The organism is Serratia sp. TSA_105.2 (assembly GCF_052692115.1).
The window spans coordinates 16624-36915 of sequence record NZ_JBQZFT010000005.1 but is presented as its reverse complement, the minus strand read 5'-3'; the positions used below and the strand labels follow the sequence as shown (position 1 = coordinate 36915).

Sequence of the window (20292 nt, the reverse complement as noted above, 5' to 3'; positions counted from 1 at the left end):
TTTCGTTGCGGCATGCCGCCTAATCAGAACAGCAGACGGGCGCGAATAGTGCCGTCGATGGCCTTCATGCGCTGCAGCGCGGCGTCGGCGCGCGCGGTTTCCGCTTCGATGTCGATCACCACGTAGCCGATTTCCGGGCCGGTTTGCAGATACTGCGCGGCGATGTTAACCCCCTCTTCGGCGAAGATCTGGTTAATCTGCGTCAGCACGCCCGGACGGTTTTCGTGGATGTGCAGCAGGCGGCTGGCGTTCGGGCCATGCGCCGGGAGCGACACTTCCGGGAAGTTAACGGCGGACAGGGTCGATCCGTTGTCGGAGTATTTCGCCAGCTTGCCGGCCACTTCGTCGCCGATGTTCTCCTGCGCTTCCTGAGTGGAGCCGCCGATGTGCGGCGTCAGCAGCACGTTGTCGAACTCACACAGCGGCGAGTTGAACGGATCGCTGTTGGTTGCCGGCTCTTCCGGGAAGACGTCGATCGCCGCGCCCGCCAGGTGATTGCTGGCCAGCGCATCGCACAGCGCGGGAATATCCACCACGGTGCCGCGCGAGGCGTTGATCAGAATGGCGCCTGGTTTCATCAGCGCCAGCTCTTCCGCTCCCATCATGTTCTTGGTGGCCAGCGTTTCCGGCACGTGCAGCGTCACCACGTCGCTCATATTGAGCAGATCGGACAGATGGCGCACCTGCTGCGCATTACCTAACGGCAGCTTGTTCTCGATATCGTAGAAGAACACCTTCATGCCCAGCCCTTCGGCCAGAATGCCAAGCTGGGTGCCGATATGGCCGTAGCCGATGATACCCAGCTTTTTACCGCGCGCCTCATAGGAGCCCACGGCCAGTTTGTGCCACACGCCGCGGTGCGCCTTGGCGTTGGCGGCCGGAATGCCGCGCAGCATCAACAGCAGCTCGCCCAGCACCATTTCGGCCACGGATCGGGTATTGGAGAAGGGAGCGTTGAAGACCGGAATACCGCGCTTGGTCGCCGCTTTCAGATCAACCTGGTTGGTGCCGATGCAGAAGCAGCCCACCGCCACCAGTTTTTCTGCGGCGGCAAACACCTCTTCGGTCAGATGCGTACGCGATCGGATGCCGACGAAGTGTGCATCGCGGATGGATGCCTTCAGCGATTCGGTGTCTAACGCACCCTTGTGGTATTCGATGTTGGTATAACCGGCGGCACGTAAATTATCGACCGTGCTCTGATGAACCCCTTCCACCAACAGGAATTTAATCCTGTCTTTCTCCAATGATACTTTTGCCATTTACCCGACCCTATGTTCAGACTTCAGAAGCGGCTGTGACGACACAGCTCCCATCCAACATAACAAAAATAACGCGGGCGGCAATACAAACGATTGCCTGCCCGGCAGGACAAGGCGCAGCGTTGATGGCGGTTTACGGCAGAAAATGCCATAGGGAAAGTTTTCGGCAGAAGCTTTGGGGAGTCAGGTTTCACAATGTGACATAAGTCACCAAATTTGCCGTTTTTCAGAAAAGATATTTTAACCGAAGAATTATGCGGCCCGGCACTGCCGGGCCACAGACGGCGGAGGCTTATTTGACCACTTTCACGCCTTCCGGGGTGCCGACCAGCGCCACGTCCGCGCCGCGGTTGGCGAACAGCCCCACGGTCACCACGCCGGCGATGCCGTTGATCTTGTTCTCCAGCGCGATGGCGTCGGTGATGCTCAGGTTATGCACATCGAGGATCACGTTGCCGTTGTCGGTCACCACGTCCTGGCGATACTCCGGCAGGCCGCCGAGTTTCACCAGCTCGCGCGCCACGTAAGAGCGGGCCATCGGGATCACTTCCACCGGCAGCGGGAACTTGCCCAGCACGTCCACCTGCTTGCTGGCGTCGACGATGCAGATAAATTTCTTGGCGATGGCGGCGATGATCTTCTCGCGCGTCAGCGCAGCGCCGCCGCCCTTGATCATCTGCATATGGCCGTTGATTTCGTCCGCGCCATCCACGTAGATATCGAGCGAATCCACTTCGTTGCTGTCGAACACGTGGATGCCGAGGCTTTTCAGCTTGGCGGTGGAGGCATCGGAGCTGGACACCGCGCCTTCGATCTGGTGCTTGATGGAGCCCAGCGCGTCAATAAAGTGGGCGGCGGTAGAGCCGGTACCGACCCCGACGATGGTGCCCGGCGTCACGTATTCCAGCGCCGCCCAGCCCACCGCTTTTTTCAGTTCATCCTGCGTCATAATATGTCCCTTGCCTCTGTACGAAAACGTGTGCGTATTATAGGGTAAAACGCTGTTTTTCACGCCGGCAGGATCACACTTATTTACCGCAGCCCGCATTTTTGCCCGCTTGGCGGCGAGGTGGGGGCGTGATTTTTCCACCTGCGCCGTGCGCAAAATGTGGCATAGTGCCGGTATCATTCTAATTTAAGGGATATCTTTCCGATGAAACGCCCAGACTATCGTACGCTGCAAGCGCTGGACGCGGTGATCCGTGAGCGCGGCTTCGAGCGCGCCGCTCAAAAACTCTGTATCACGCAATCGGCGGTATCCCAACGCATCAAACAGCTGGAAAATCTGTTCGGCCAACCGCTGCTGGTCCGTACCGTGCCGCCGCGCCCCACCGAACAAGGGCAAAAGCTGCTCGCGCTGCTGCATCAGGTGGAATTGCTGGAAGAAGAGTGGCTGGGCAACGATACCGGCGTCGATACGCCGCTGCTGCTGTCGCTCGCGGTCAACGCCGACAGTCTGGCAACCTGGCTGCTGCCGGCGCTGAAGCCGGTGCTGGCGGACTCCCCCATTCGCCTGAATCTGCAGGTGGAAGATGAAACCCGCACCCAGGAGCGGCTGCGCCGCGGTGAGGTGGTGGGCGCAGTGAGTATTCAGCCGCAGCCGCTGCCGAGCTGCCTGGTGGATCGGCTGGGGGCGCTGGACTACCTGTTCGTGGCCTCCAGCGGCTTCGCCGAGCGCTACTTCCCGAACGGCGTCACCCGCTCCGCGCTGCTGAAAGCGCCGGCGGTGGCCTTCGATCATCTCGACGACATGCATCAGGCGTTCCTGCAGCAGAACTTCGATCTGTCGCCGGGCAGCGTGCCCTGCCACATCGTGAACTCGTCGGAAGCCTTCGTGCAGCTGGCACGCCAGGGCACAACCTGCTGTATGATCCCTCACCTGCAGATCGAAAAGGAGCTGGCATCCGGTGAACTGATCGATCTGACGCCGGGGCTGTACCAGCGCCGCATGCTGTACTGGCACCGCTTCGCGCCGGAAAGCCGCATGATGCGCAAAGTGACCGACGCGCTGCTGGAACACGGCCACCAGGTGCTGCGCCAGGATTAAAACGAAAAAAGGTTCGCCGCAGCGAACCTTTTCTTCAATACGAACACCTTACTGCGCGGCGTTGCGCTGCAGCTCGAACACCACATCCACCTGATCGTCGAAGTGAATGCTTTGCTGCTCATAGGTTTGCGCCGCGTCGCTTTCCGCCGCCGCACCGGCCGCCTTATACATCCGCGCCACCGGCATCGGCTGGTAGTTGGCAACCCGGTAGCGAATGCTGTACACCGGCCCCAGCTTGGCGTGGAAGCCTTTGGCCAGGGATTCGGCCTGCTGAGTCGCGTTTTCGATCGCTTTTTGCCGCGCCTGCTCGCGATACACGTCCGGTTTGGCGACGCCCAGCTCCACCGCGCGGATCTCGTTCAGGCCGGATTTCAGCGCGCCGTCCAGCAGCTCGTTCAGCTTGTCCAACTGACGCAGGGTCACCTGCACCTGGCGCACCGCCCGGTAGCCCTTCAGCACCGACTCGCCGGTTTTCAGGTAGTCATATTCCGGCTGGGTGCGCAGATTGGCGGCGCTGATGTCTTTCTTCTCGATGTTATTTTTCTGCAGGAAATCAAAGTACTGCGCCACGCGCTCGTCCACCTGCTTCTTCGCCTGGGCGGCGTCTTTGGAGGAAACGCTTACTTCGATCGCCAGGGTGGCGATATCCGGCGTGGCGTCCACGCTGGCGGTGCCGGAGGTGACGACGTGCGGCCCTTCAGGCACTTCAGCCGCCTGCAGCGCCATCGGTAACGTCCCTAATCCGACCATTGCGGCCATAGCCAATGCTTTTAGCTTCACAGTGTCTCCTTAATGACAGGCTGTCTCTGATCGCCGGCTTTTCCCTGTGAGAACCGCCGGATTCCTGGCATCAAACGTAGCATATCACGCGGCGTTTTGAATTCGGATTAGTGACAAATTCTTATAAATTTGCCCCCTGCCAGGCCAGCTGCAGCGCGATGCCCCACATCACCAGCCCGACCAGCGCGTTGATGATGCGCTGCGCCCGCTGCGTGTTCAGCCACGGCGCCAGCCAGGAGGCCAGCAGCGCCAGCCCGAAGAACCACACCGCCGACGCGCTGACCGCCCCGAGCGCGAACCAGGAGCGCACGTCCGCCGTCAGCTGCCCGCCCAGGCTGCCGAGCACCACAAAAGTATCCAGATAAACGTGCGGGTTCAGCCAGGTGACCGCCAGCATGGTGACCACGAGGCGCCAGCGGCTCTGCGCCAGCTCCTGCGCCGCGGCCTGCGCCGGTTGGGGGCTGAAGGCAGAACGGAACGCGCCCCACCCGTACCACAGCAGAAACGCCACCCCACCCCAGGTGACCAGCGCCAGCAGCAGCGGCGAGCGGGTCAGCAGGGCGCTGCCGCCGAAAATACCGGCGCAGATCAGCACGATATCGCTCAATGCGCACAGCGAAGCGATCATCAAATGATACTGGCGGCGAATGCCCTGATTCATCACGAATACGTTCTGCGGGCCCAGCGGCAGGATCATGGCGGCGCTCAGGGCAAAACCCTGCAGGAAGACGGCTAACATGGGGATTCCTCGAATGATAAAAGGCGCCGGACGAGGGCGCGTGTCGGTCAACACGCGCATCATACGAGGAAGCGATCATTAGGTGAAATTGATGTTTCTAATCCCGCATCAGCGGAACTAATACTCAAATCGGCGTGACGAACCCCAGCTCCTGAGAGATGCGTTGCGCGGTGGCCAGTACCGGTTTAATCAGGCTTTTGACGCCGATTTGCTGCAGCTTGGCGGTCGGCAATGAGACAGATACCGCATAAGGCACGCGCTGTTGAATATCGAACACCGGCGCCGCCACGCAGGAGACCCCCAGCTCGTTTTCTTCACGATCCATCGCCATGCCGCGCTGGCGAATATCGGCCAACTCCTCATACATCTTCGGCAGCTCGGTAATGGTATTGCGCGTCAGCGTCTGAATCTCCTGCTGGTGAGTCTGCCAGTAGTGAGCCGGGTAATCATCGTTGCCGTAGGCCATGAAGATTTTCCCCATCGCCGAACAATACAGCGGCATATGCTGGCCGATATAGGCGCGGGTGCGCATCATGCCGGTGGTCGGCTCCAACTTGTAGATCAGGATGACGTGGTCGTCTTCGCGGCTGGAGAAGTTGACCGTCTCGCCCACCTCCAGGTTCAGCTGTTCCAAATGCGGCGCGGCCACGTGAATGATATTGAGTGACGACAGCGCCTTCTGGCCGATGGAAATGAACTTGGTGGTCAGGCGGTAACTGCCCGGCGACGGCGCCTGGGTCACATAGCCGCTGGTGTGCAGCCCCTGCAGCAAGCGGTGCACCGTGCTCTTGTTCATGCCGGCCAGCTCGGACAGATGCGCCAGTGGGCATCCGTTGGGGAAATTGCTCAGGATCTCGATCAACTGCAAACCGCGGAACAGGCTTTGGCTGCCCAGCGGTTTGTCTTTCTTGTCATCTTTCTCGTCGACGTCTTTCAGGCTCATAGCGAAAATCTCTCCAGTGTCGAACCGCCAACCGGCGCTGCGGCGAAGTCAGCAGGCTCTTTGCCGGGCATGTTACCCCAAGGCCTGCATCAGGTGAAGACGGAACGCCGTTTCATTGTCCGCAGCGGGCCAAAAATCCGCAATATTTCCCCCGCATTGAAGTGAGCCATCGGTCACACTTCCGCAAAGTAAAAAATAACTAATTGTTTAATAAAAACAATTAAAACCTCATCGCCTTTGATTTAGCGCAACGAACGTCATATTATTTTTGAAATTGAATTTCGCATATTGAAATTTAAAGACCAGATACTCACCAGCGGTTTAGCTGATTTGCCCGGCATCGTCGCATGGGCACAACACCAGGGGCGCATCACATGACTATCGATAATGCGGCACAACCCATCCTTACCCTCAGCCACATCGTCAAGCGATTTGGCGGCAACGTGGCGGTTAACGACGTCAGCCTGCAGGTGATGCCGGGCGAGGTTCTGGCGCTGCTGGGCGAAAACGGCGCCGGCAAATCGACGCTGATCAAAGTGCTGGCGGGCGTCTACCCGCGCGACGGCGGCGATATTCGTTTTCAGGGCGCAAGCATCGCCTCCGCCGCCGCCATCAAAAGCGCCAGCCGCCAGCCGATCGCCTTTATTCATCAGGATCTCGGCCTGATTGAATGGATGACGGTGGCGGAGAACATGGCGCTGGTGATGGGGTTTCCCCGCCGCTTTGGGTTGATCGACTGGCGCGCCATTCGCCGCCGGGCGGCGCAGGCGCTGTACGACGTCGGTATCGCGCTCGATCCCGATGCGCGCGTCTTCGAACTGTCGCGCACCGAAAAATCGCTGCTGGCGATCGCCCGCGCGGTGGCGGTCAACGCCGAGCTGCTGGTGCTGGATGAACCGACCGCCTCCCTGCCCGCCAACGACGTGCGCCATCTGTTCGCCGTGATCAACCGGCTGCGCGCCAAAAAGGTCGGCATAATTTACGTCACCCACCGTCTGGACGAAGTGATCGAAATCGCCGATCGGGTCTGCGTAATGCGCGACGGGCGCTATGTCGCCGGCGGCCGCACCGCCGACTACTCGCTACGGGATCTGGTGCAAACCATCGTCGGCGAAGCGATGGCGGACGATCAGCGCGAACCGCTGCCGGAACATCGTCCGCCGGTGCTGCAGCTCGATAGCGTCACGGTAGGCGACATCGGCCCGGTGAGCTTCGATTTGCAGCCGGGCGAGATGCTGGCGCTGGCCGGCCTGCGCGGGGCCGGGCAAGAAGAGATTGGCAGGCTGCTGTTCGGGTTGCGCCAGGCCGACGGCGGCGCGATTCGGTTTCGCGATCGGCCCTATCAGGCGAGCTCCCCGCAGCAGGCGATGGCGTGCGGCGTTTCGCTGGTGGCGGGCGATCGCACCGGCGAAAGCCTGGTGATGTCGATGAGCGTGCGTGAAAACCTGTTTATCAACCCCTGCGCCAGCGGCCACCGGCTGCTCTCCCGCTACGGGCGGCGAGCGGAGATCGGCGCCAGTTGGTGGAAAGTGCAGCTGTTCGACGTGCGCCCCAAGGACGTCAATATCGACATCAGCGCGCTGTCCGGCGGCAACCAGCAAAAGGTGGTGATGGCGCGCTGGATGCATCTGGGGGCGCCGCTGCTGATCCTCGAAGATCCCACCGCCGGCGTGGACGTCGGCGCGCGAGCGGAAATCTACCACCTGCTGAATAAATCCCTGGCGGAAGGCGTGGCGGTGCTGGTTATCTCCAACGATTTCGAGGAGATCGCCCATATTTGCAACCGTGCACTGGTATTCAACCGCGGGAAAGTGGTCGGCGAGCTGAGAAATCAGCAGGTGTCATTCGCCAATTTATTGGAGCTGGCCTCTGCCAGCACCGGGGAAAGCGTCGCAATCACGTCAGAATCCGAGGTAGGCCATGTCTAAAACATCCGTTAAATCAACCGCGCTGGAGCAGCGCGTCAGCCTGGCGCAGGACGGCGCCGGCCCGTGGCTGATGCAGGTTCTCACCCGCTATGGCCTGCTGCTGCTGTGCGTCGCACTGGTCGTGCTGTTCTCACTGATCACGCCCTCTTTCGCATCGATGCTGACGCTGCAGGCGATCCTGTCGAGCAAGGCCAAAATCGCCCTGTTGGCGCTGGCGGCGACCATCCCGATGATCGTGGGCAAGATCGATCTTAACGTCGGTTTCGGCATTGTGCTGTGGCACATTCTGGCGATCACGCTGCAGGTGGAATACGGCTTCTCCTGGCAGATGGCGGTGCTGACGGTGCTGGCGATCTCGGCGCTGTACGGGTTGCTGAACGGCATTTTGGTGGCGCTGGCCGATATCGACAGCTTCGTCGCCACTCTCGGCTCCGGCACCGTACTGTACGCCATTGCCCTGTGGCACTCCGGCGGGCGGCAGATCGTCGGCGACTTGCCGGATGCCTTCATCGCGCTGCACCACACCGAGATCGCCGGCATTCCGATCGTGGCGTTTTACGTGCTGATCGTCGCAGTGGTGCTGTGGCTCATCACCGAACACACCCCGCTCGGCCGCTGCATGTATGCGGTGGGCGGCAACCCGGCGGCGGCGCGCCTGAACGGCATCTCGGTCAACCGCTTCACCATCGGCGCCTTCATCGCCTCCAGCGTGCTCACCGGTTTCAGCGGTGTGTTGATCGCCGCCGAACAGGGCGTCGGCCAGGCCAGCGTCGGCATGGACTATCTGCTGCCGGCGCTGGTCGGCGCCTTCCTCGGCAGCACCACCATTCGCCCAGGGCGCGTCAACGTCTGGGGCACCGTGGTCGGCATCGCCATTCTGGCTATCGGTATCGCCGGCATTCAGCAGTTCGGCGGCGAATTCTGGGTCGAGCCGCTGTTCAACGGCGCGACGCTGCTGCTGTCGATCACCCTGGCCGGCTATGCCCAACGCCGTCGGCTGCTCAATCAGAAAGCGGTACAACGCAGCCAGGCGACGCCGGCTGACAACAACAATCAGACAGCGACCCATTCTTAAACCAGGAGCACACCATGAAACGCATTTGGCTGTTACCGGGGTTCACCACATTATTGCTCGCCGCATCGCCGGCCTGGGCCGACGCCTATCTCGATCAGGCCACCGCCGCCGTCGCGAAGGCCACTGCCAGCGCCACCCAGTGGGACGGCCCCACCAGCGGCCCGCAGTTGCAGGCCAACAAGAAGATCATTTTTATCGCCTCCGACATGAAGAACGGCGGCGTACAAGGGGTGCAACAGGGGTTGAGCGAAGCGGCGAAAGCCGCCGGCTGGAAGCTGGAAACGCTCGACGGCGGCGGCTCGGTGAAAGATCAGCTGGCATCGCTCAATCAGGCCATCGCCCAAAAACCGGACGGCATCGTGATCGGCGGCTGGAACCCTAACGTCGCCAAGATCCCGCTGAAAAAGGCCGTGCAGCAGGGCATCGTGCTGACCGCCTGGCACGCGGTGCCGGAACCGGGCCCCATCGCCAAATACAACGTGTTCTATAACGTCACGTCGGACTCCAACGAAGTGGCGCGCATCGCCGCGCAATACGCGGTGGTGCAGTCCGGCGGCAAGGCGAGCGTGCTGATCTTCACCGACTCGCTGTATCAAATCGCGCTGGACAAGGCCAACGTCATGAAAGACGAGATCGCCAAATGCAGCGGCTGCACGCTGCTGGAATTCATCGATACGCCGCTGGCCGATACCGCCAACCGCATGCCGGCAATGACCTTCAGTCTGCTGCAGAAGTACGGCGACAAATTCCAATATGCGCTGGCGATCAACGATCTGTACTTCGACTTTATGGCGCCGGCGCTGAAGACCGCCGGCAAAGGCGGCAAGAACGCACCTTACAACGTATCGGCCGGCGACGGTTCGATCTCCGCTTACCAGCGTATCCGCTCGGGCGACAGCCAGTCGGCGACGGTGCCGGAACCCTTGAAGCTGCACGGTTGGCAACTGCTGGACGAATTCAACCGCGCCTTCGCCAAGCAGCCGCCTTCCGGCTACGTGACCCCGGCGCATCTGGTGACCCGCGACAATATCGCTGCCGACGGCGGCGCCAATAACCTGTATGACCCGCAAAACGACTATCAGGGCCATTACAAAGCGATCTGGGGCGTGAAGTGAACGGCGATTCATTGCGCAGGCACGCCCGGCTCGAGCGCCTGTGTTCGCCGGCGATCTGGGCCGAGGGGCCGGTCTGGCTGCCGCAGGAGGATGCGGTGGTGTTCAGCGACGTGAAAGGCAATCGCATGTTCCGCTGGTCGCGCCGGGGTGAGCTGACCCTATACCGCTCGCCGTCGCACTACGCCAACGGCAATGCGCGCGACGGCGAAGGGCGCGTGGTCAGCTGCGAACACGGGCGGCGCGGCATCAGCCGCACCGAAAGCGATGGCGAGGTGCGCCTGTTGATCGATCGCGTCGACGGCAAGCGCTTTAACTCGCCGAACGACGTGGCGGTGCGTTCCGACGGCACCCTGTGGTTCACCGATCCGCCCTACGGCATCATCGGCGACGAAGAGGGTTACAAATCGGAAAGCCAGGTGATCGGCTGTTATCTCTACAGCTTCGATCCGCGCGATGGTTCGCTGACCATCGCCGCCTGCGACCTGCAGCGCCCGAACGGCCTGGCGTTTTCACCGGATGAAAAATGGCTGTACGTTGCGGACATGTCGATCGTGGATTTTCCGACGCTGGGCCGCCGAGAGCTGCGCGTCTATGCGGTCAACGGCCGCGGGCTGGAAGCCGGCCGCCGTTTCGCGACGGTGGAGCCCGGTTTCCCGGACGGCTTCTGCGTCGATCGGGCCGGCAATCTGTTTTGCAGCTGTGCCGACGGCGTGCTGGTCTTTGATCCAGAGGGGCGACAGATCGACAAAATCAGCGTGCCGGAACGCGTCTCCAATTGTACCTTCGGCGGCCCGAACGGCGATGAACTCTATATCACCGCCACCACCTCGCTCTACCGCATGGTGCTGAACACCCGCGGTTAGCCGGGGTCTCGCAAGACGCAGGGTGGGTTTCGATCCGCCCTGCTTTGTCACGTCTGAAGCACGCCATCTCCACCAAAACGTGGCGGCGATCACAAAATCACCACTCAATTTTAACGTCATGTTTTTCATGAACAATTTTACTCCCCCTTGCTTTGACTTCCCTGAACCGCCGGGATAGCATTTATTTGAAATGCAATTTCGTATATTGAAATTTAGCGAACCAAAAACAAACGATTCGCACAGGCGGAGAACCGGCATGAGAGTGAGTTACAGCGAGCTAAAACACCAATTCAAACGCGTGCTACTGGCGCGCGGCGTGGCGGAACCTATCGCCGACGACTGCGCCGGCATGTTCGCCGACACCACCGCCAGCGGCGTTTATTCCCACGGCGTTAACCGCTTTCCGCGCTTTATTCAGCAGCTGGACGCCGGCGATATCGTGCCGGACGCCGAACCCAGCAAACTGTTGTCTCTGGGGGCGATCGAGCAATGGGATGCGCATCAGGGCATCGGCAACCTTACCGCCCGCCGCATGATGGATCGCGCCATGCAGTTGGCCGACGATCATGGCATCGGCCTGGTGGCGCTGCGCAATGCCAACCACTGGATGCGCGGCGGCGGTTACGGCTGGCAGGCGGCGGAGAAAGGCTATATCGGCATTTGCTGGACCAACTCGATCGCCGTGATGCCGCCGTGGGGCGCCAAAACGTGCCGTATCGGCACCAACCCGTTGATCGTCGCCGTGCCCGGCAACCCGATCACCATGGTGGATATGTCGATGTCGATGTTTTCCTACGGCGCACTGGAGCTGAACCGGCTGGCGGGCAAAACCCTGCCGGTGGACGGCGGCTTCGACAACGACGGCCACCTGACCCGCGATCCGGCCACCATCGAAGAGAATCGGCGCATTTTGCCAATGGGGTATTGGAAAGGATCGGCGCTGTCGATCGTGCTGGACATGATCGCCACCCTGCTGTCCGGCGGCGCCTCGGTGGCGGAAGTGACGGAAGATCACCGCGACGAATACGGCGTCTCGCAGGTGTTCATCGCGATTGAGATAGACCGGTTGATCGACGGCGACAGCCGCGATCAAAAACTGCAGCGCATCATGGATTACGTCACCAGCGCCGAACGGGACAACCCCGACGTCGCCATTCGCCTGCCGGGCCACAAGTTCCCGCGCATTCTGGAAGAAAACCTGCGCGACGGCATTCCCGTCGACGAACGGGTTTGGGCGCGCATTCAGGCGCTGTAACGGGAGAAGTCATCATGATATTCGGCCACATCGCCAACACCGCGCCCGAGCAGTACCCGGCGCCGGTCGCCAACGCCGTCGCCTATTTGCAGCGCACCGATTTCAGCGTCTTGCCCGCAGGGCGCTATGAAGATCCCGCCACCGGCTACGTGGTGCAAGTGCTGGATCTGCATACCCAACCACCGGATGCGCTGCGCCCCGAAGTACACCGGCAAAACGTCGACGTGCAGTTTCTGGTCAGCGGTACCGAGCTTATCGGCGTCGCGGCGGACAGCGGCGACAACGTCATTCATCAGGAGCTGCTGGTACAGCGCGACATCCTGTTTTATCAGGACGTGGCCGACGAATCCTGGCTCACGATGCAACCCGGCAACTTCGCGGTATTTTTTCCGCAGGACGTGCATCGCCCAGCCTGCATTAACCAACGCCCCAGCGCGATACGCAAGGTGGTGGTGAAGATACCGCTGGCGTCGTTTAGCGGCTGATAGACGCAACACCCGTAACCATAACAACACCGGTCCATGGGGCCTGTGCGGGCGCCCTTGCGCCCAAATCAAGCAAAACAATAACGCCCGACCCTACAAAAAAGCGAACATCGAAAGAGGTCCTTATGAATACAGCCTCCGTTTCCGTCAGCCAAAGCCAGGCGATACCCAAGCTCCGCTGGCTGAGGATCGTGCCGCCGATCCTCATCACCTGCATCATTTCTTACATGGACCGGGTCAACATCGCCTTCGCCATGCCCGGCGGCATGGATGACGAACTCGGCATCACCGCCTCGATGGCCGGGCTGGCCGGCGGCATCTTCTTCATCGGTTACCTGTTTCTGCAGGTGCCCGGCGGCAAGCTGGCGGTATACGGCAACGGCAAGAAATTCATCGGCTGGTCACTGTTGGCCTGGGCGGTGATCTCGGTGCTGACCGGCCTGGTCACCAACCAGTACCAGCTGCTGTTCTTGCGCTTCGCCCTCGGCGTTTCCGAAGGCGGCATGCTGCCGGTGGTGCTGACCATGATCAGCAACTGGTTCCCGGATAAGGAGCGCGGCCGCGCCAACGCCATCGTCATCATGTTCGTGCCGATCGCCGGCATCCTCACCGCCCCGCTGTCGGGTTGGATCATCACCGCCTGGGACTGGCGCATGCTGTTCCTGGTGGAAGGGGCTCTGTCGCTGGTAGTCATGACGCTGTGGTATTTCACCATCAGCAACCGGCCCCAAGAGGCCAAATGGATCTCGCAGGCGGAAAAAGAGTATCTGGTGAAGACGCTGCACGACGAACAGCTGCTGATCAAAGGAAAAACAGTGCGCAACGCCTCGCTGCGCCGGGTGCTGGGCGACCGGATCATGTGGCAGCTGATCCTGGTGAATTTTTTCTACCAGACCGGTATCTACGGCTACACCCTGTGGCTGCCGACCATTTTGAAAGGGCTGACCCACGGCGATATGGAGCAAGTGGGCATGCTGGCTATCTTGCCCTATATCGGCGCCATCTTCGGCATGCTGATCATCTCAACCCTCTCCGATCGCACCGGCAAGCGCAAAGTCTTCGTCGCCCTGCCGTTGGCCTGCTTTGCCGCCTGCATGGCGCTGTCGGTGCTGCTGAAGGATCACATCTGGTGGTCTTACGCTGCGCTGGTCGGCTGCGGCGTGTTTATTCAGGCGGCGGCCGGGGTGTTCTGGACCATCCCGCCCAAATTGTTCAACGCCGAAGTGGCCGGCGGCGCACGTGGCGTGATCAATGCGCTGGGCAACCTCGGCGGCTTTTGCGGCCCGTATATGGTCGGCGTCCTGATCAGCCTGTTCAACAAGGATGTCGGCGTCTACAGCCTGGCTGCCTCGTTGGCGATCGCCTCCGTGCTGGCGTTGATGCTGCCCAATAAATGCGACCACAGCGCGAGGAGCGAATGATGGAATATTGGCTGGGGCTCGACTGCGGCGGTACCTTCATCAAGGCGGGATTATACGACCGCAGGGGCCATGAACACGGCGTTGCGCGGCGCAATCTGGCGATCGTCGCGCCGCAGCCCGGCTGGGCCGAGCGCGATATGGCGTCGCTGTGGCGCACCGCCGCCGACGTGATCCGTGAAGTGCTGTCCGCCAGCGGCGTCGCCGCCGGCGCCATCCAGGCCGTCGGCATCTCGGCGCAGGGCAAGGGCGCATTTCTGCTGGATAAGCAGGGGCAGCCGCTGGGCAACGCCATGCTCTCTTCCGATCAGCGCGCGCTGGCGCTGGTGCAGGAATGGCAACGGCAGGGCGTGCCGCAGGCGCTGTATCCGCAAACGCGCCAAACGTTGTGGACCGGGCACCCGGTATCGCTGCTGCGCTGGCTGAAGCGGCATCAGCCGGAGCGTTACGCCCGCATCGGCAGCGTGCTGATGGCGCACGACTACCTGCGCTATTGCCTGACCGGCGAGCTGGCCTGCGAAGAAACCAATATCTCCGAATCCAACCTGTATCAGATGCGCAGCGGACACTATGACCCGGCGCTGGCGCAGCTGCTGGGTATCGGCGACATCATGCCCGCCTTGCCGACGATTGTCGGTTCGGCCGAGATCGCCGGGCGCGTCGAGGCAAACGCCGCGGCCATCACCGGCCTGCAAACCGGCACCCCGGTGGTCGGCGGGCTGTTCGACGTGGTGTCCACCGCGCTGTGCGCCGGCCTGCAGGACGAAACCCGGCTCAATGCGGTGATGGGAACCTGGTCGGTCACCAGCGGCATCACCGACGCCATCGTCGAGGGTTTCGATCATCCCTTTGTCTATGGCCGCCACGCCGAAAACGGCCAATACATTGTGCACGAAGCCAGCCCCACCTCCGCCGCCAACCTGGAATGGTTCTGCCGCCAATGGGGGCTGCAGGACTACGGCCAGCTTAACTGCTGGGTCGCCGCCCTGCCGAAAGCCGCCGGCGATCTGCTGTTCGCCCCTTTCCTGTATGGCTCCAACGCCGGCCTGGGGCTGAGCGCCAGCTTCTACGGCCTGCAGGCCTTCCACCAGCGCGAGCACCTGGTACAGGCGATCTACGAAGGCGTGGTGTTCTGCCACATGACGCACCTTAACCGCATGCGCCGGCGTTTCCCCAAAACACAGGCGCTGCGCGTGACCGGGGGCCCCGCCAAATCCCTCCCCTGGATGCAAATGTTCGCCGACGTCAGCGGCCTGCCGGTGGAGCTGCCGCAGGTAGAAGAAACCGGCTGTCTGGGCGCGGCGATGGCGGCCATGGTCGGCAGCGGCGTCTTCAACGATTTCACCGCCGCCCAACACCGGCTGGCACCGCGTATCGAGCGGCTGCTGCCAGATGCGGCCGCTGCCGAAGCTTACGACAACAAACACCAACGTTATCAGGCGCTGATTGCTGCATTGCAACATCTGCAGCCCGCCAACAAGGAGGCCCCATGAGCACGAAACCGCGCCTGCAGCTGGCGCTCGATCAAACCCGTTTGGATACGGCGCTGCGCACCGCCGAGACCCTCAGCCCCCATGTGGACATCATCGAGGCCGGTACCATTTTGTGCATCAGCGCCGGCATTCAGGCGGTTAGCGCGCTGCGCGAGCGCTGCCCGCAGCACACGCTGGTGGCCGATCTCAAGGTGGCCGACGCCGGTGCGACGCTGGCCGAGCAGGCCTTCGGCCAGGGCGCGGACTGGATGACGGTGATCTGCGCCGCGCCGTTGGCCACCATGTCCAGCGCGCGGGAGGTCGCCGAGCGTCACGGCGGTGAAATCCAGATCGAACTGTTCGGCCGCTGGACATTGGAGGATGCGCGGCAATGGCGCGGCCTCGGCATTCGCCAGGCGATCTATCACCGCGGCCGCGACGCGCAGGCCAGCGGGCAAACCTGGGGCCGGCAGGATTTGGATCGGATGAAGGCACTGTCCGATCTGGGCATCGCGCTGTCGGTGACCGGCGGCATCACGCCCGCCGACCTGCCGCTGTTTAAAGAGATCGCCGTCACCGCTTTTATCGCCGGCCGCGCGCTGGCCGAGGTCGGCGATCCGCCGGCGGCCGCCAGGCAGTTCCGCACCGCCATCGATGACATCTGGAGATCATGATATGCGTCAGCACCCGTTGGGAATTTACGAGAAAGCGCTGCCGAAACACCTGAGCTGGCCCGAACGCCTGGCGCTGGCCAAGGCCTGCGGCTTCGACTTCGTCGAAATGTCGGTGGACGAAAGCGATGAACGCCTGGCGCGCCTGAGCTGGAGCAAGGCGCAGCGCCTGGCGCTGGTGGACGCCATGCTGGAAACCGGCATCCGCATCCCGTCGATGTGCCTCTCCGGCCACCGGCGCTTTCCGTTTGGCAGCCACGATCCGGCGCTGCGACAGCGCGCCTTCGACGTGATGGAACAGGCCATTCAGCTGGCCCAAGACGTCGGTATCCGCACCATCCAACTGGCCGGCTACGACGTGTATTACGAAGAGCAGGACGAGGGGACGCTGGCGCGCTTTAGCGAAGGCATGCAGTGGGCGGTAGACCGTGCCGCCGCCGCCCAGGTGATGCTGGCGGTGGAAATTATGGACACCGCCTTTATGAACTCGATCGGTAAATGGAAAGCCTGGGATGCCCTGCTGGCCTCACCGTGGTTCACGGTGTATCCGGACGTCGGCAACCTCAGCGCCTGGGGCAATGACGTGCCGCGTGAATTGGAGTTGGGCATCGATCGCATCGCCGCCATTCACCTGAAGGACACCTACCCGGTCACCGCCACTTCGCCGGGGCAATTCCGTGACGTGCCGTTTGGCGAAGGCTGCGTCGACTTCGTCGAGGTGTTTCGCACGTTGCAGCACCTCAATTACCGCGGCGCATTCCTGATTGAGATGTGGACAGAAAAGGCCGAGGAGCCGGTGGCCGAGATCGTTCAGGCCCGCCGCTGGATCGAACAAAAAATGCAACAAGGGGGCATGACATGCTGACTCAGTTAAAACAACAGGTGCTGGAGGCCAATCTCGATCTGCCGCGCCATAAGCTGGTGACCTTTACCTGGGGCAACGTCAGCGCGGTGGATCGCGAACGCGGTCTGGTGGTGATCAAGCCTTCCGGCGTTGAATACGAGCATATGACGGCGGAGGATATGGTGGTGGTCGATCTGGCCAGCGGCCGCACCGTCGAGGGGGCAAAAAAACCGTCGTCGGACACCGCCACCCATCTGGCGCTGTACCGCGAATTTGCCGATATCGGCGGCATCGTCCACACCCATTCGCGCCACGCCACCATCTGGGCGCAAGCCGGGCTGGACATCCCCGCCTGGGGAACCACCCACGCTGACTATTTTTATGGCGCTATTCCCTGCACGCGCCTGATGACCCAGGATGAAATTGAGCACGATTACGAACTGGAAACCGGCAAGGTGATTGTCGAAACCTTCCGCCGGCGCGATATCAATCCCAACGCTATCCCAGCGGTACTGGTCAACGCCCACGGCCCCTTCGCCTGGGGCAAAGACGCCCACAACGCGGTGCATAATGCGGTGGTGCTGGAAGAGATCGCCTACATGGGTATTTTCTCACGCCAGCTGACGCCGGGCATTCAAAGCATGCAGCGCGAACTGTTGGACAAACACTACCTGCGCAAACACGGCCAAAACGCCTACTACGGGCAGTAGCGCGCCGGGGCCTTAACCGCTGCACCTGATGCTTTGCCCATCGGGTGCCAGCGGGCATGAGGCGCAGTGATAACGATAACCGCATTCGCCCATCGGCGAAAAATTCGCTATCATCCGCACCCACCTTCCAGCCGGCAGCCCGATGTCTACGATCACCGATACCTTTATCGCCCCGCCATGCCATGACCAAATAGAGATCCTCTATCAGGACGATCATCTGGCGCTGATCAATAAGCCGGCCGGGCTGCTCAGCCTCTCGGGCAAGAATCCGCAGAATCTCGATTCGGTACACCATCGGCTGGTAAAGACCTTCCCCGGCTGCGCCCTGGTGCACCGCCTGGATTTCGGCACGTCCGGGTTGATGGTGGTGGCCCGCAACAAGGCCGCCAACGCCGCGCTCTGCCGGCAGTTCAGCGAGCGCACCGTCAGCAAAGTGTACAGCGCGCTGCTCTGCGGCCACCTGGCGGATAACGAAGGGGTCATAGACGCGGCAATCGCCAAAGATCCGGCGCTGTTCCCGCTGATGTCAATTTGCGCCCTCCACGGCAAACCCGCCCGCTCCCGCTATCGGGTCGTCGAGCGTTTTTATCGTGAAGCGGAGGGCGGGATCTCGCTGCCGCTGACGCGGGTGCAGCTCACCCCAGAGACCGGGCGCACCCACCAGCTGCGTATTCACAGCCGGCAGTTGGGCCACCCTATTTTAGGCTGCGATCTGTATGGCGGGCTACTGCTGCCGGGTACCGAACGGACGCCACGGCTGATGCTGCATGCCAGCGAGCTGGACTTTGTGCACCCCATCACTGGAGAGCGGATCGCCGCTCGTCACGCCGCGCCGTTCTGAACGCGGCTTACCACATCAAATCGTCGGGTACTTTAAAGTCGGCGTACGGATCGTCTTCATCCTGTTCTTCCTGACTCAGCGCGCTGTGCAACACAATGCTGGCCGCATCGCGCTGCGCGATTTTATCGGCGACGCTCGCGGGGATAATCGCGTATTCACACTCTTCCCGGTTCTCGACCACCAAGCGGGCAATGGCGAGACGGCCATTGATCAGCTGGGTCTGCGTCGCCTTATCCACCAGGATTTTCTTGATCAGGTTACCGTCGGTGAAGTTGAAACCGATGTCGCCTTTCGCCAGGACGATGCGGTTCATCTCGATCAGCTGCTTCACTTGCGCCTTGTATTCTTTGGACAGCGCGGCCTGCTTTTGCTGCTCGCTCAGCTGCTTATCGCGCTCAAGCTGCGCCTTTTTATTTTCTTCCACCGCCTCTCTGGCCTCACGGGCCTGAACGCGTGATTTTTTAGCCGTTCTTTGGACTTTGGCCATTTTCTTGCTGGTTACCAAGCCCGCTTTGAGCATCTGCTCTTGTAAGGTGAGTTTTGTCATGTTCGTGTCTGAAGCCGTGGGGTCATGGGGGGATTATACCCGTAATTTTTCAGGCTGCACCAGGTTGCCGGCCCAACCCACCGGCGGTTTGCGCTGCAGGGCAACGGCGGCAAACCGGCCCGAACGCCAGATCATGAATACCGCTCATGTGGTAATGAAATTAAGTCTCTTTCACTCCCTGCGGGACTCTGGCAAAAATAGACCTCATTAACGACAGACAATATGAAATCGGCTGAATGAAAAAAGAGAAAAACAACCCATTGAAATAAATGGATAAATCCAGCCTTCATATCATATAACAGGATGCTATAAGACGATGAATAGAGACTTTGCCTTTACGATTAAGAGCTGTTCTTTCGATGAAGATTATAACCCTTCTGAAAGTACGCGTATCACCACCAATTTCGCCAATTTGGCCAGAGGGGAAAACCGCCGGGAGAACCTGCGCAACACGCTGGTGATGATTAACAATCGCTTCAATTCGTTGGCGAATTGGGATAACCCCAAGGCCGACCGCTATTCGGTCGAACTTGAAATCATTTCGGTTGAGATGCGCGTTGAAGATCAGGGTGCCAGCTTCCCGGTGATCGAAATCCTGAAAACCAACATCATTGATAAAAAAACGCAAAAGCGTCTTGAGGGCATCGTCGGGAACAATTTCTCCTCTTACGTGCGCGATTACGACTTTAGCGTCTTGCTGCCGGCGCACAATAAAAACACGGCGGAGTTCAACATTCCGGATGATTTCGGCGATTTGCACGGCAATATCTTTAAGCATTTCGTCAATTCAAACGCATACCATGAGAATTTCAGCAAACCGCCGGTGATCTGCCTCAGCGTGTCCAGCAAAGACACCTATCATCGGACGGGCAATCAACATCCGGTGTTGGGCGAAGAGTATCGGCAAGACGGCGCTTCGCTGACCGACCGGTATTTTAAAAAAATGGGCCTGCAGGTGCGCTATTTCATGCCGAAAAATAGCGTCGCGCCCCTGGCGTTTTATTTCCCCGGGGATTTGCTGAGCGATTACACCGATCTGGAACTGATCGGCACCATCAGCACGATGGAGACCTTCCAAAAAATTTATCGGCCTGAAATTTACAATGCCAACTCGGCGGCGGGGCAATGCTATCAGCCCAGCCTGAATAACCAGGATCATTCATTAACCAAGATTGTTTACGATCGCGAAGAGCGGAGCCAGTTAGCGATTGAGCAGGGGAAATTTACGGAAGAGCAATTTATCAAGCCCTACAAGCCCATTCTTGAGCAATGGTCTGCCCACTACGCGCTTTGATTC

General features: G+C 60.7%; 20 protein-coding genes. 14 read left to right on the top strand and 6 right to left on the bottom strand.

Annotated elements, in window-relative coordinates; translation table 11 throughout:
• Nucleotides 1-23 precede the first annotated feature (23 nt).
• Nucleotides 24-1262 (bottom strand): phosphoglycerate dehydrogenase, encoded by a 1239-nt coding sequence (gene serA / locus ACUTSC_RS16695; RefSeq protein WP_025304156.1) that lies wholly within the window; start codon nt 1260-1262, stop codon nt 24-26.
• Nucleotides 1263-1554: 292 nt separating this feature from the next.
• Nucleotides 1555-2211, bottom strand: a complete 657-nt coding sequence (rpiA, locus tag ACUTSC_RS16690) for a ribose-5-phosphate isomerase RpiA (RefSeq protein WP_039567261.1) — start codon at nt 2209-2211, stop codon at nt 1555-1557.
• A 204-nt stretch (nt 2212-2415) separates the two neighbouring features.
• On the opposite strand from rpiA, the gene ACUTSC_RS16685 reads away from it, so the two are divergent.
• Nucleotides 2416-3309, top strand: a complete 894-nt coding sequence (locus tag ACUTSC_RS16685) for a LysR family transcriptional regulator ArgP (RefSeq protein ID WP_004931613.1) — start codon at nt 2416-2418, stop codon at nt 3307-3309.
• 48 nt (nt 3310-3357) lie between these two features.
• Here ACUTSC_RS16685 and ACUTSC_RS16680 read toward each other — a convergent pair whose 3' ends face one another.
• From ACUTSC_RS16680 to ACUTSC_RS16670, 3 genes are all read right to left on the bottom strand, one after another.
• Entirely contained in the window at nt 3358-4089 is a 732-nt protein-coding gene (locus ACUTSC_RS16680; RefSeq protein ID WP_025160209.1) for an oxidative stress defense protein, read from the bottom strand.
• Between the two features lie 121 nt (nt 4090-4210).
• A complete protein-coding gene (gene argO / locus ACUTSC_RS16675; RefSeq protein WP_025304159.1) occupies nt 4211-4828 on the bottom strand; it encodes an arginine exporter ArgO in 618 nt (205 codons plus the stop codon).
• A 124-nt stretch (nt 4829-4952) separates the two neighbouring features.
• Nucleotides 4953-5771 (bottom strand): IclR family transcriptional regulator, encoded by an 819-nt coding sequence (locus tag ACUTSC_RS16670; RefSeq protein ID WP_445653462.1) that lies wholly within the window; start codon nt 5769-5771, stop codon nt 4953-4955.
• 374 nt (nt 5772-6145) lie between these two features.
• Here ACUTSC_RS16670 and ACUTSC_RS16665 point away from each other — a divergent pair, with 374 nt between their 5' ends.
• From ACUTSC_RS16665 to ACUTSC_RS16610, 12 genes are all read left to right on the top strand, one after another.
• Nucleotides 6146-7699 carry a sugar ABC transporter ATP-binding protein gene (locus ACUTSC_RS16665; protein WP_445653461.1) on the top strand — a complete coding sequence of 518 codons (1554 nt, stop codon included), beginning with the start codon at nt 6146-6148 and terminating at the stop codon, nt 7697-7699.
• Complete coding sequence (locus ACUTSC_RS16660; protein ID WP_123892566.1) at nt 7692-8774, top strand: ABC transporter permease; 1083 nt, start codon at nt 7692-7694, stop codon at nt 8772-8774. The genes ACUTSC_RS16665 and ACUTSC_RS16660 overlap by 8 nt, the downstream gene beginning before the upstream one ends.
• A gap of 14 nt (nt 8775-8788) precedes the next feature.
• On the top strand, nt 8789-9889 hold the full coding sequence (locus ACUTSC_RS16655) for an ABC transporter substrate-binding protein (protein ID WP_063990670.1): 1101 nt from the start codon (nt 8789-8791) through the stop codon (nt 9887-9889).
• Nucleotides 9886-10752, top strand: a complete 867-nt coding sequence (locus ACUTSC_RS16650) for an SMP-30/gluconolactonase/LRE family protein (protein ID WP_443006805.1) — start codon at nt 9886-9888, stop codon at nt 10750-10752. Before ACUTSC_RS16655 ends, ACUTSC_RS16650 begins: the two co-directional genes overlap by 4 nt.
• A gap of 256 nt (nt 10753-11008) precedes the next feature.
• The gene (gene yiaK, locus ACUTSC_RS16645; protein ID WP_197768480.1) at nt 11009-12007 is read left to right on the top strand and encodes a 3-dehydro-L-gulonate 2-dehydrogenase; all 999 of its coding nucleotides are present in this window, start codon (nt 11009-11011) and stop codon (nt 12005-12007) included.
• Nucleotides 12008-12021: 14 nt separating this feature from the next.
• Nucleotides 12022-12492 carry a YhcH/YjgK/YiaL family protein gene (locus ACUTSC_RS16640; protein ID WP_197768481.1) on the top strand — a complete coding sequence of 157 codons (471 nt, stop codon included), beginning with the start codon at nt 12022-12024 and terminating at the stop codon, nt 12490-12492.
• Between the two features lie 125 nt (nt 12493-12617).
• Entirely contained in the window at nt 12618-13913 is a 1296-nt protein-coding gene (locus ACUTSC_RS16635; RefSeq protein ID WP_197768482.1) for an MFS transporter, read from the top strand.
• The gene (locus tag ACUTSC_RS16630) at nt 13913-15403 is read left to right on the top strand and encodes an FGGY-family carbohydrate kinase (RefSeq protein ID WP_443006808.1); all 1491 of its coding nucleotides are present in this window, start codon (nt 13913-13915) and stop codon (nt 15401-15403) included. Before ACUTSC_RS16635 ends, ACUTSC_RS16630 begins: the two co-directional genes overlap by 1 nt.
• The gene (ulaD, locus tag ACUTSC_RS16625) at nt 15400-16056 is read left to right on the top strand and encodes a 3-keto-L-gulonate-6-phosphate decarboxylase UlaD (RefSeq protein WP_197768484.1); all 657 of its coding nucleotides are present in this window, start codon (nt 15400-15402) and stop codon (nt 16054-16056) included. The genes ACUTSC_RS16630 and ulaD overlap by 4 nt, the downstream gene beginning before the upstream one ends.
• 1 nt (nt 16057) lies before the next feature.
• On the top strand, nt 16058-16918 hold the full coding sequence (locus ACUTSC_RS16620) for an L-ribulose-5-phosphate 3-epimerase (RefSeq protein WP_077038679.1): 861 nt from the start codon (nt 16058-16060) through the stop codon (nt 16916-16918).
• Nucleotides 16912-17607, top strand: a complete 696-nt coding sequence (gene araD, locus ACUTSC_RS16615) for an L-ribulose-5-phosphate 4-epimerase (protein ID WP_197768485.1) — start codon at nt 16912-16914, stop codon at nt 17605-17607. The genes ACUTSC_RS16620 and araD overlap by 7 nt, the downstream gene beginning before the upstream one ends.
• Before the next feature lie 142 nt (nt 17608-17749).
• Nucleotides 17750-18448: a pseudouridine synthase gene (locus ACUTSC_RS16610; protein ID WP_197768486.1), complete on the top strand. Its 699-nt coding sequence runs from the start codon at nt 17750-17752 to the stop codon at nt 18446-18448.
• Between the two features lie 7 nt (nt 18449-18455).
• On the opposite strand, the gene ACUTSC_RS16605 is transcribed toward ACUTSC_RS16610, so the two are convergent.
• Complete coding sequence (locus tag ACUTSC_RS16605) at nt 18456-18995, bottom strand: DUF2058 domain-containing protein (RefSeq protein WP_025160208.1); 540 nt, start codon at nt 18993-18995, stop codon at nt 18456-18458.
• Between the two features lie 316 nt (nt 18996-19311).
• Between ACUTSC_RS16605 and ACUTSC_RS16600 the strand changes: the two genes are divergently transcribed.
• On the top strand, nt 19312-20289 hold the full coding sequence (locus ACUTSC_RS16600) for a putative oxygenase MesX (protein ID WP_197768487.1): 978 nt from the start codon (nt 19312-19314) through the stop codon (nt 20287-20289).
• Nucleotides 20290-20292 lie beyond the last annotated feature (3 nt).

Excerpts from the sequence above, each read along its gene's own strand:
- serA (WP_025304156.1), bottom strand. The coding sequence starts at position 1,262 with ATGGCAAAAGTATCATTGGAGAAAGACAGGATTAAATTCCTGTTGGTG.
- rpiA (WP_039567261.1), bottom strand. The coding sequence starts at position 2,211 with ATGACGCAGGATGAACTGAAAAAAGCGGTGGGCTGGGCGGCGCTGGAA.
- ACUTSC_RS16685 (WP_004931613.1), top strand. The coding sequence starts at position 2,416 with ATGAAACGCCCAGACTATCGTACGCTGCAAGCGCTGGACGCGGTGATC.
- argO (WP_025304159.1), bottom strand. The coding sequence starts at position 4,828 with ATGTTAGCCGTCTTCCTGCAGGGTTTTGCCCTGAGCGCCGCCATGATC.
- ACUTSC_RS16670 (WP_445653462.1), bottom strand. The coding sequence starts at position 5,771 with ATGAGCCTGAAAGACGTCGACGAGAAAGATGACAAGAAAGACAAACCG.
- ACUTSC_RS16665 (WP_445653461.1), top strand. The coding sequence starts at position 6,146 with ATGACTATCGATAATGCGGCACAACCCATCCTTACCCTCAGCCACATC.
- ACUTSC_RS16660 (WP_123892566.1), top strand. The coding sequence starts at position 7,692 with ATGTCTAAAACATCCGTTAAATCAACCGCGCTGGAGCAGCGCGTCAGC.
- ACUTSC_RS16655 (WP_063990670.1), top strand. The coding sequence starts at position 8,789 with ATGAAACGCATTTGGCTGTTACCGGGGTTCACCACATTATTGCTCGCC.
- yiaK (WP_197768480.1), top strand. The coding sequence starts at position 11,009 with ATGAGAGTGAGTTACAGCGAGCTAAAACACCAATTCAAACGCGTGCTA.
- ACUTSC_RS16640 (WP_197768481.1), top strand. The coding sequence starts at position 12,022 with ATGATATTCGGCCACATCGCCAACACCGCGCCCGAGCAGTACCCGGCG.
- ACUTSC_RS16635 (WP_197768482.1), top strand. The coding sequence starts at position 12,618 with ATGAATACAGCCTCCGTTTCCGTCAGCCAAAGCCAGGCGATACCCAAG.
- ACUTSC_RS16630 (WP_443006808.1), top strand. The coding sequence starts at position 13,913 with ATGGAATATTGGCTGGGGCTCGACTGCGGCGGTACCTTCATCAAGGCG.
- ulaD (WP_197768484.1), top strand. The coding sequence starts at position 15,400 with ATGAGCACGAAACCGCGCCTGCAGCTGGCGCTCGATCAAACCCGTTTG.
- ACUTSC_RS16620 (WP_077038679.1), top strand. The coding sequence starts at position 16,058 with ATGCGTCAGCACCCGTTGGGAATTTACGAGAAAGCGCTGCCGAAACAC.
- araD (WP_197768485.1), top strand. The coding sequence starts at position 16,912 with ATGCTGACTCAGTTAAAACAACAGGTGCTGGAGGCCAATCTCGATCTG.
- ACUTSC_RS16610 (WP_197768486.1), top strand. The coding sequence starts at position 17,750 with ATGTCTACGATCACCGATACCTTTATCGCCCCGCCATGCCATGACCAA.
- ACUTSC_RS16605 (WP_025160208.1), bottom strand. The coding sequence starts at position 18,995 with ATGACAAAACTCACCTTACAAGAGCAGATGCTCAAAGCGGGCTTGGTA.
- ACUTSC_RS16600 (WP_197768487.1), top strand. The coding sequence starts at position 19,312 with ATGAATAGAGACTTTGCCTTTACGATTAAGAGCTGTTCTTTCGATGAA.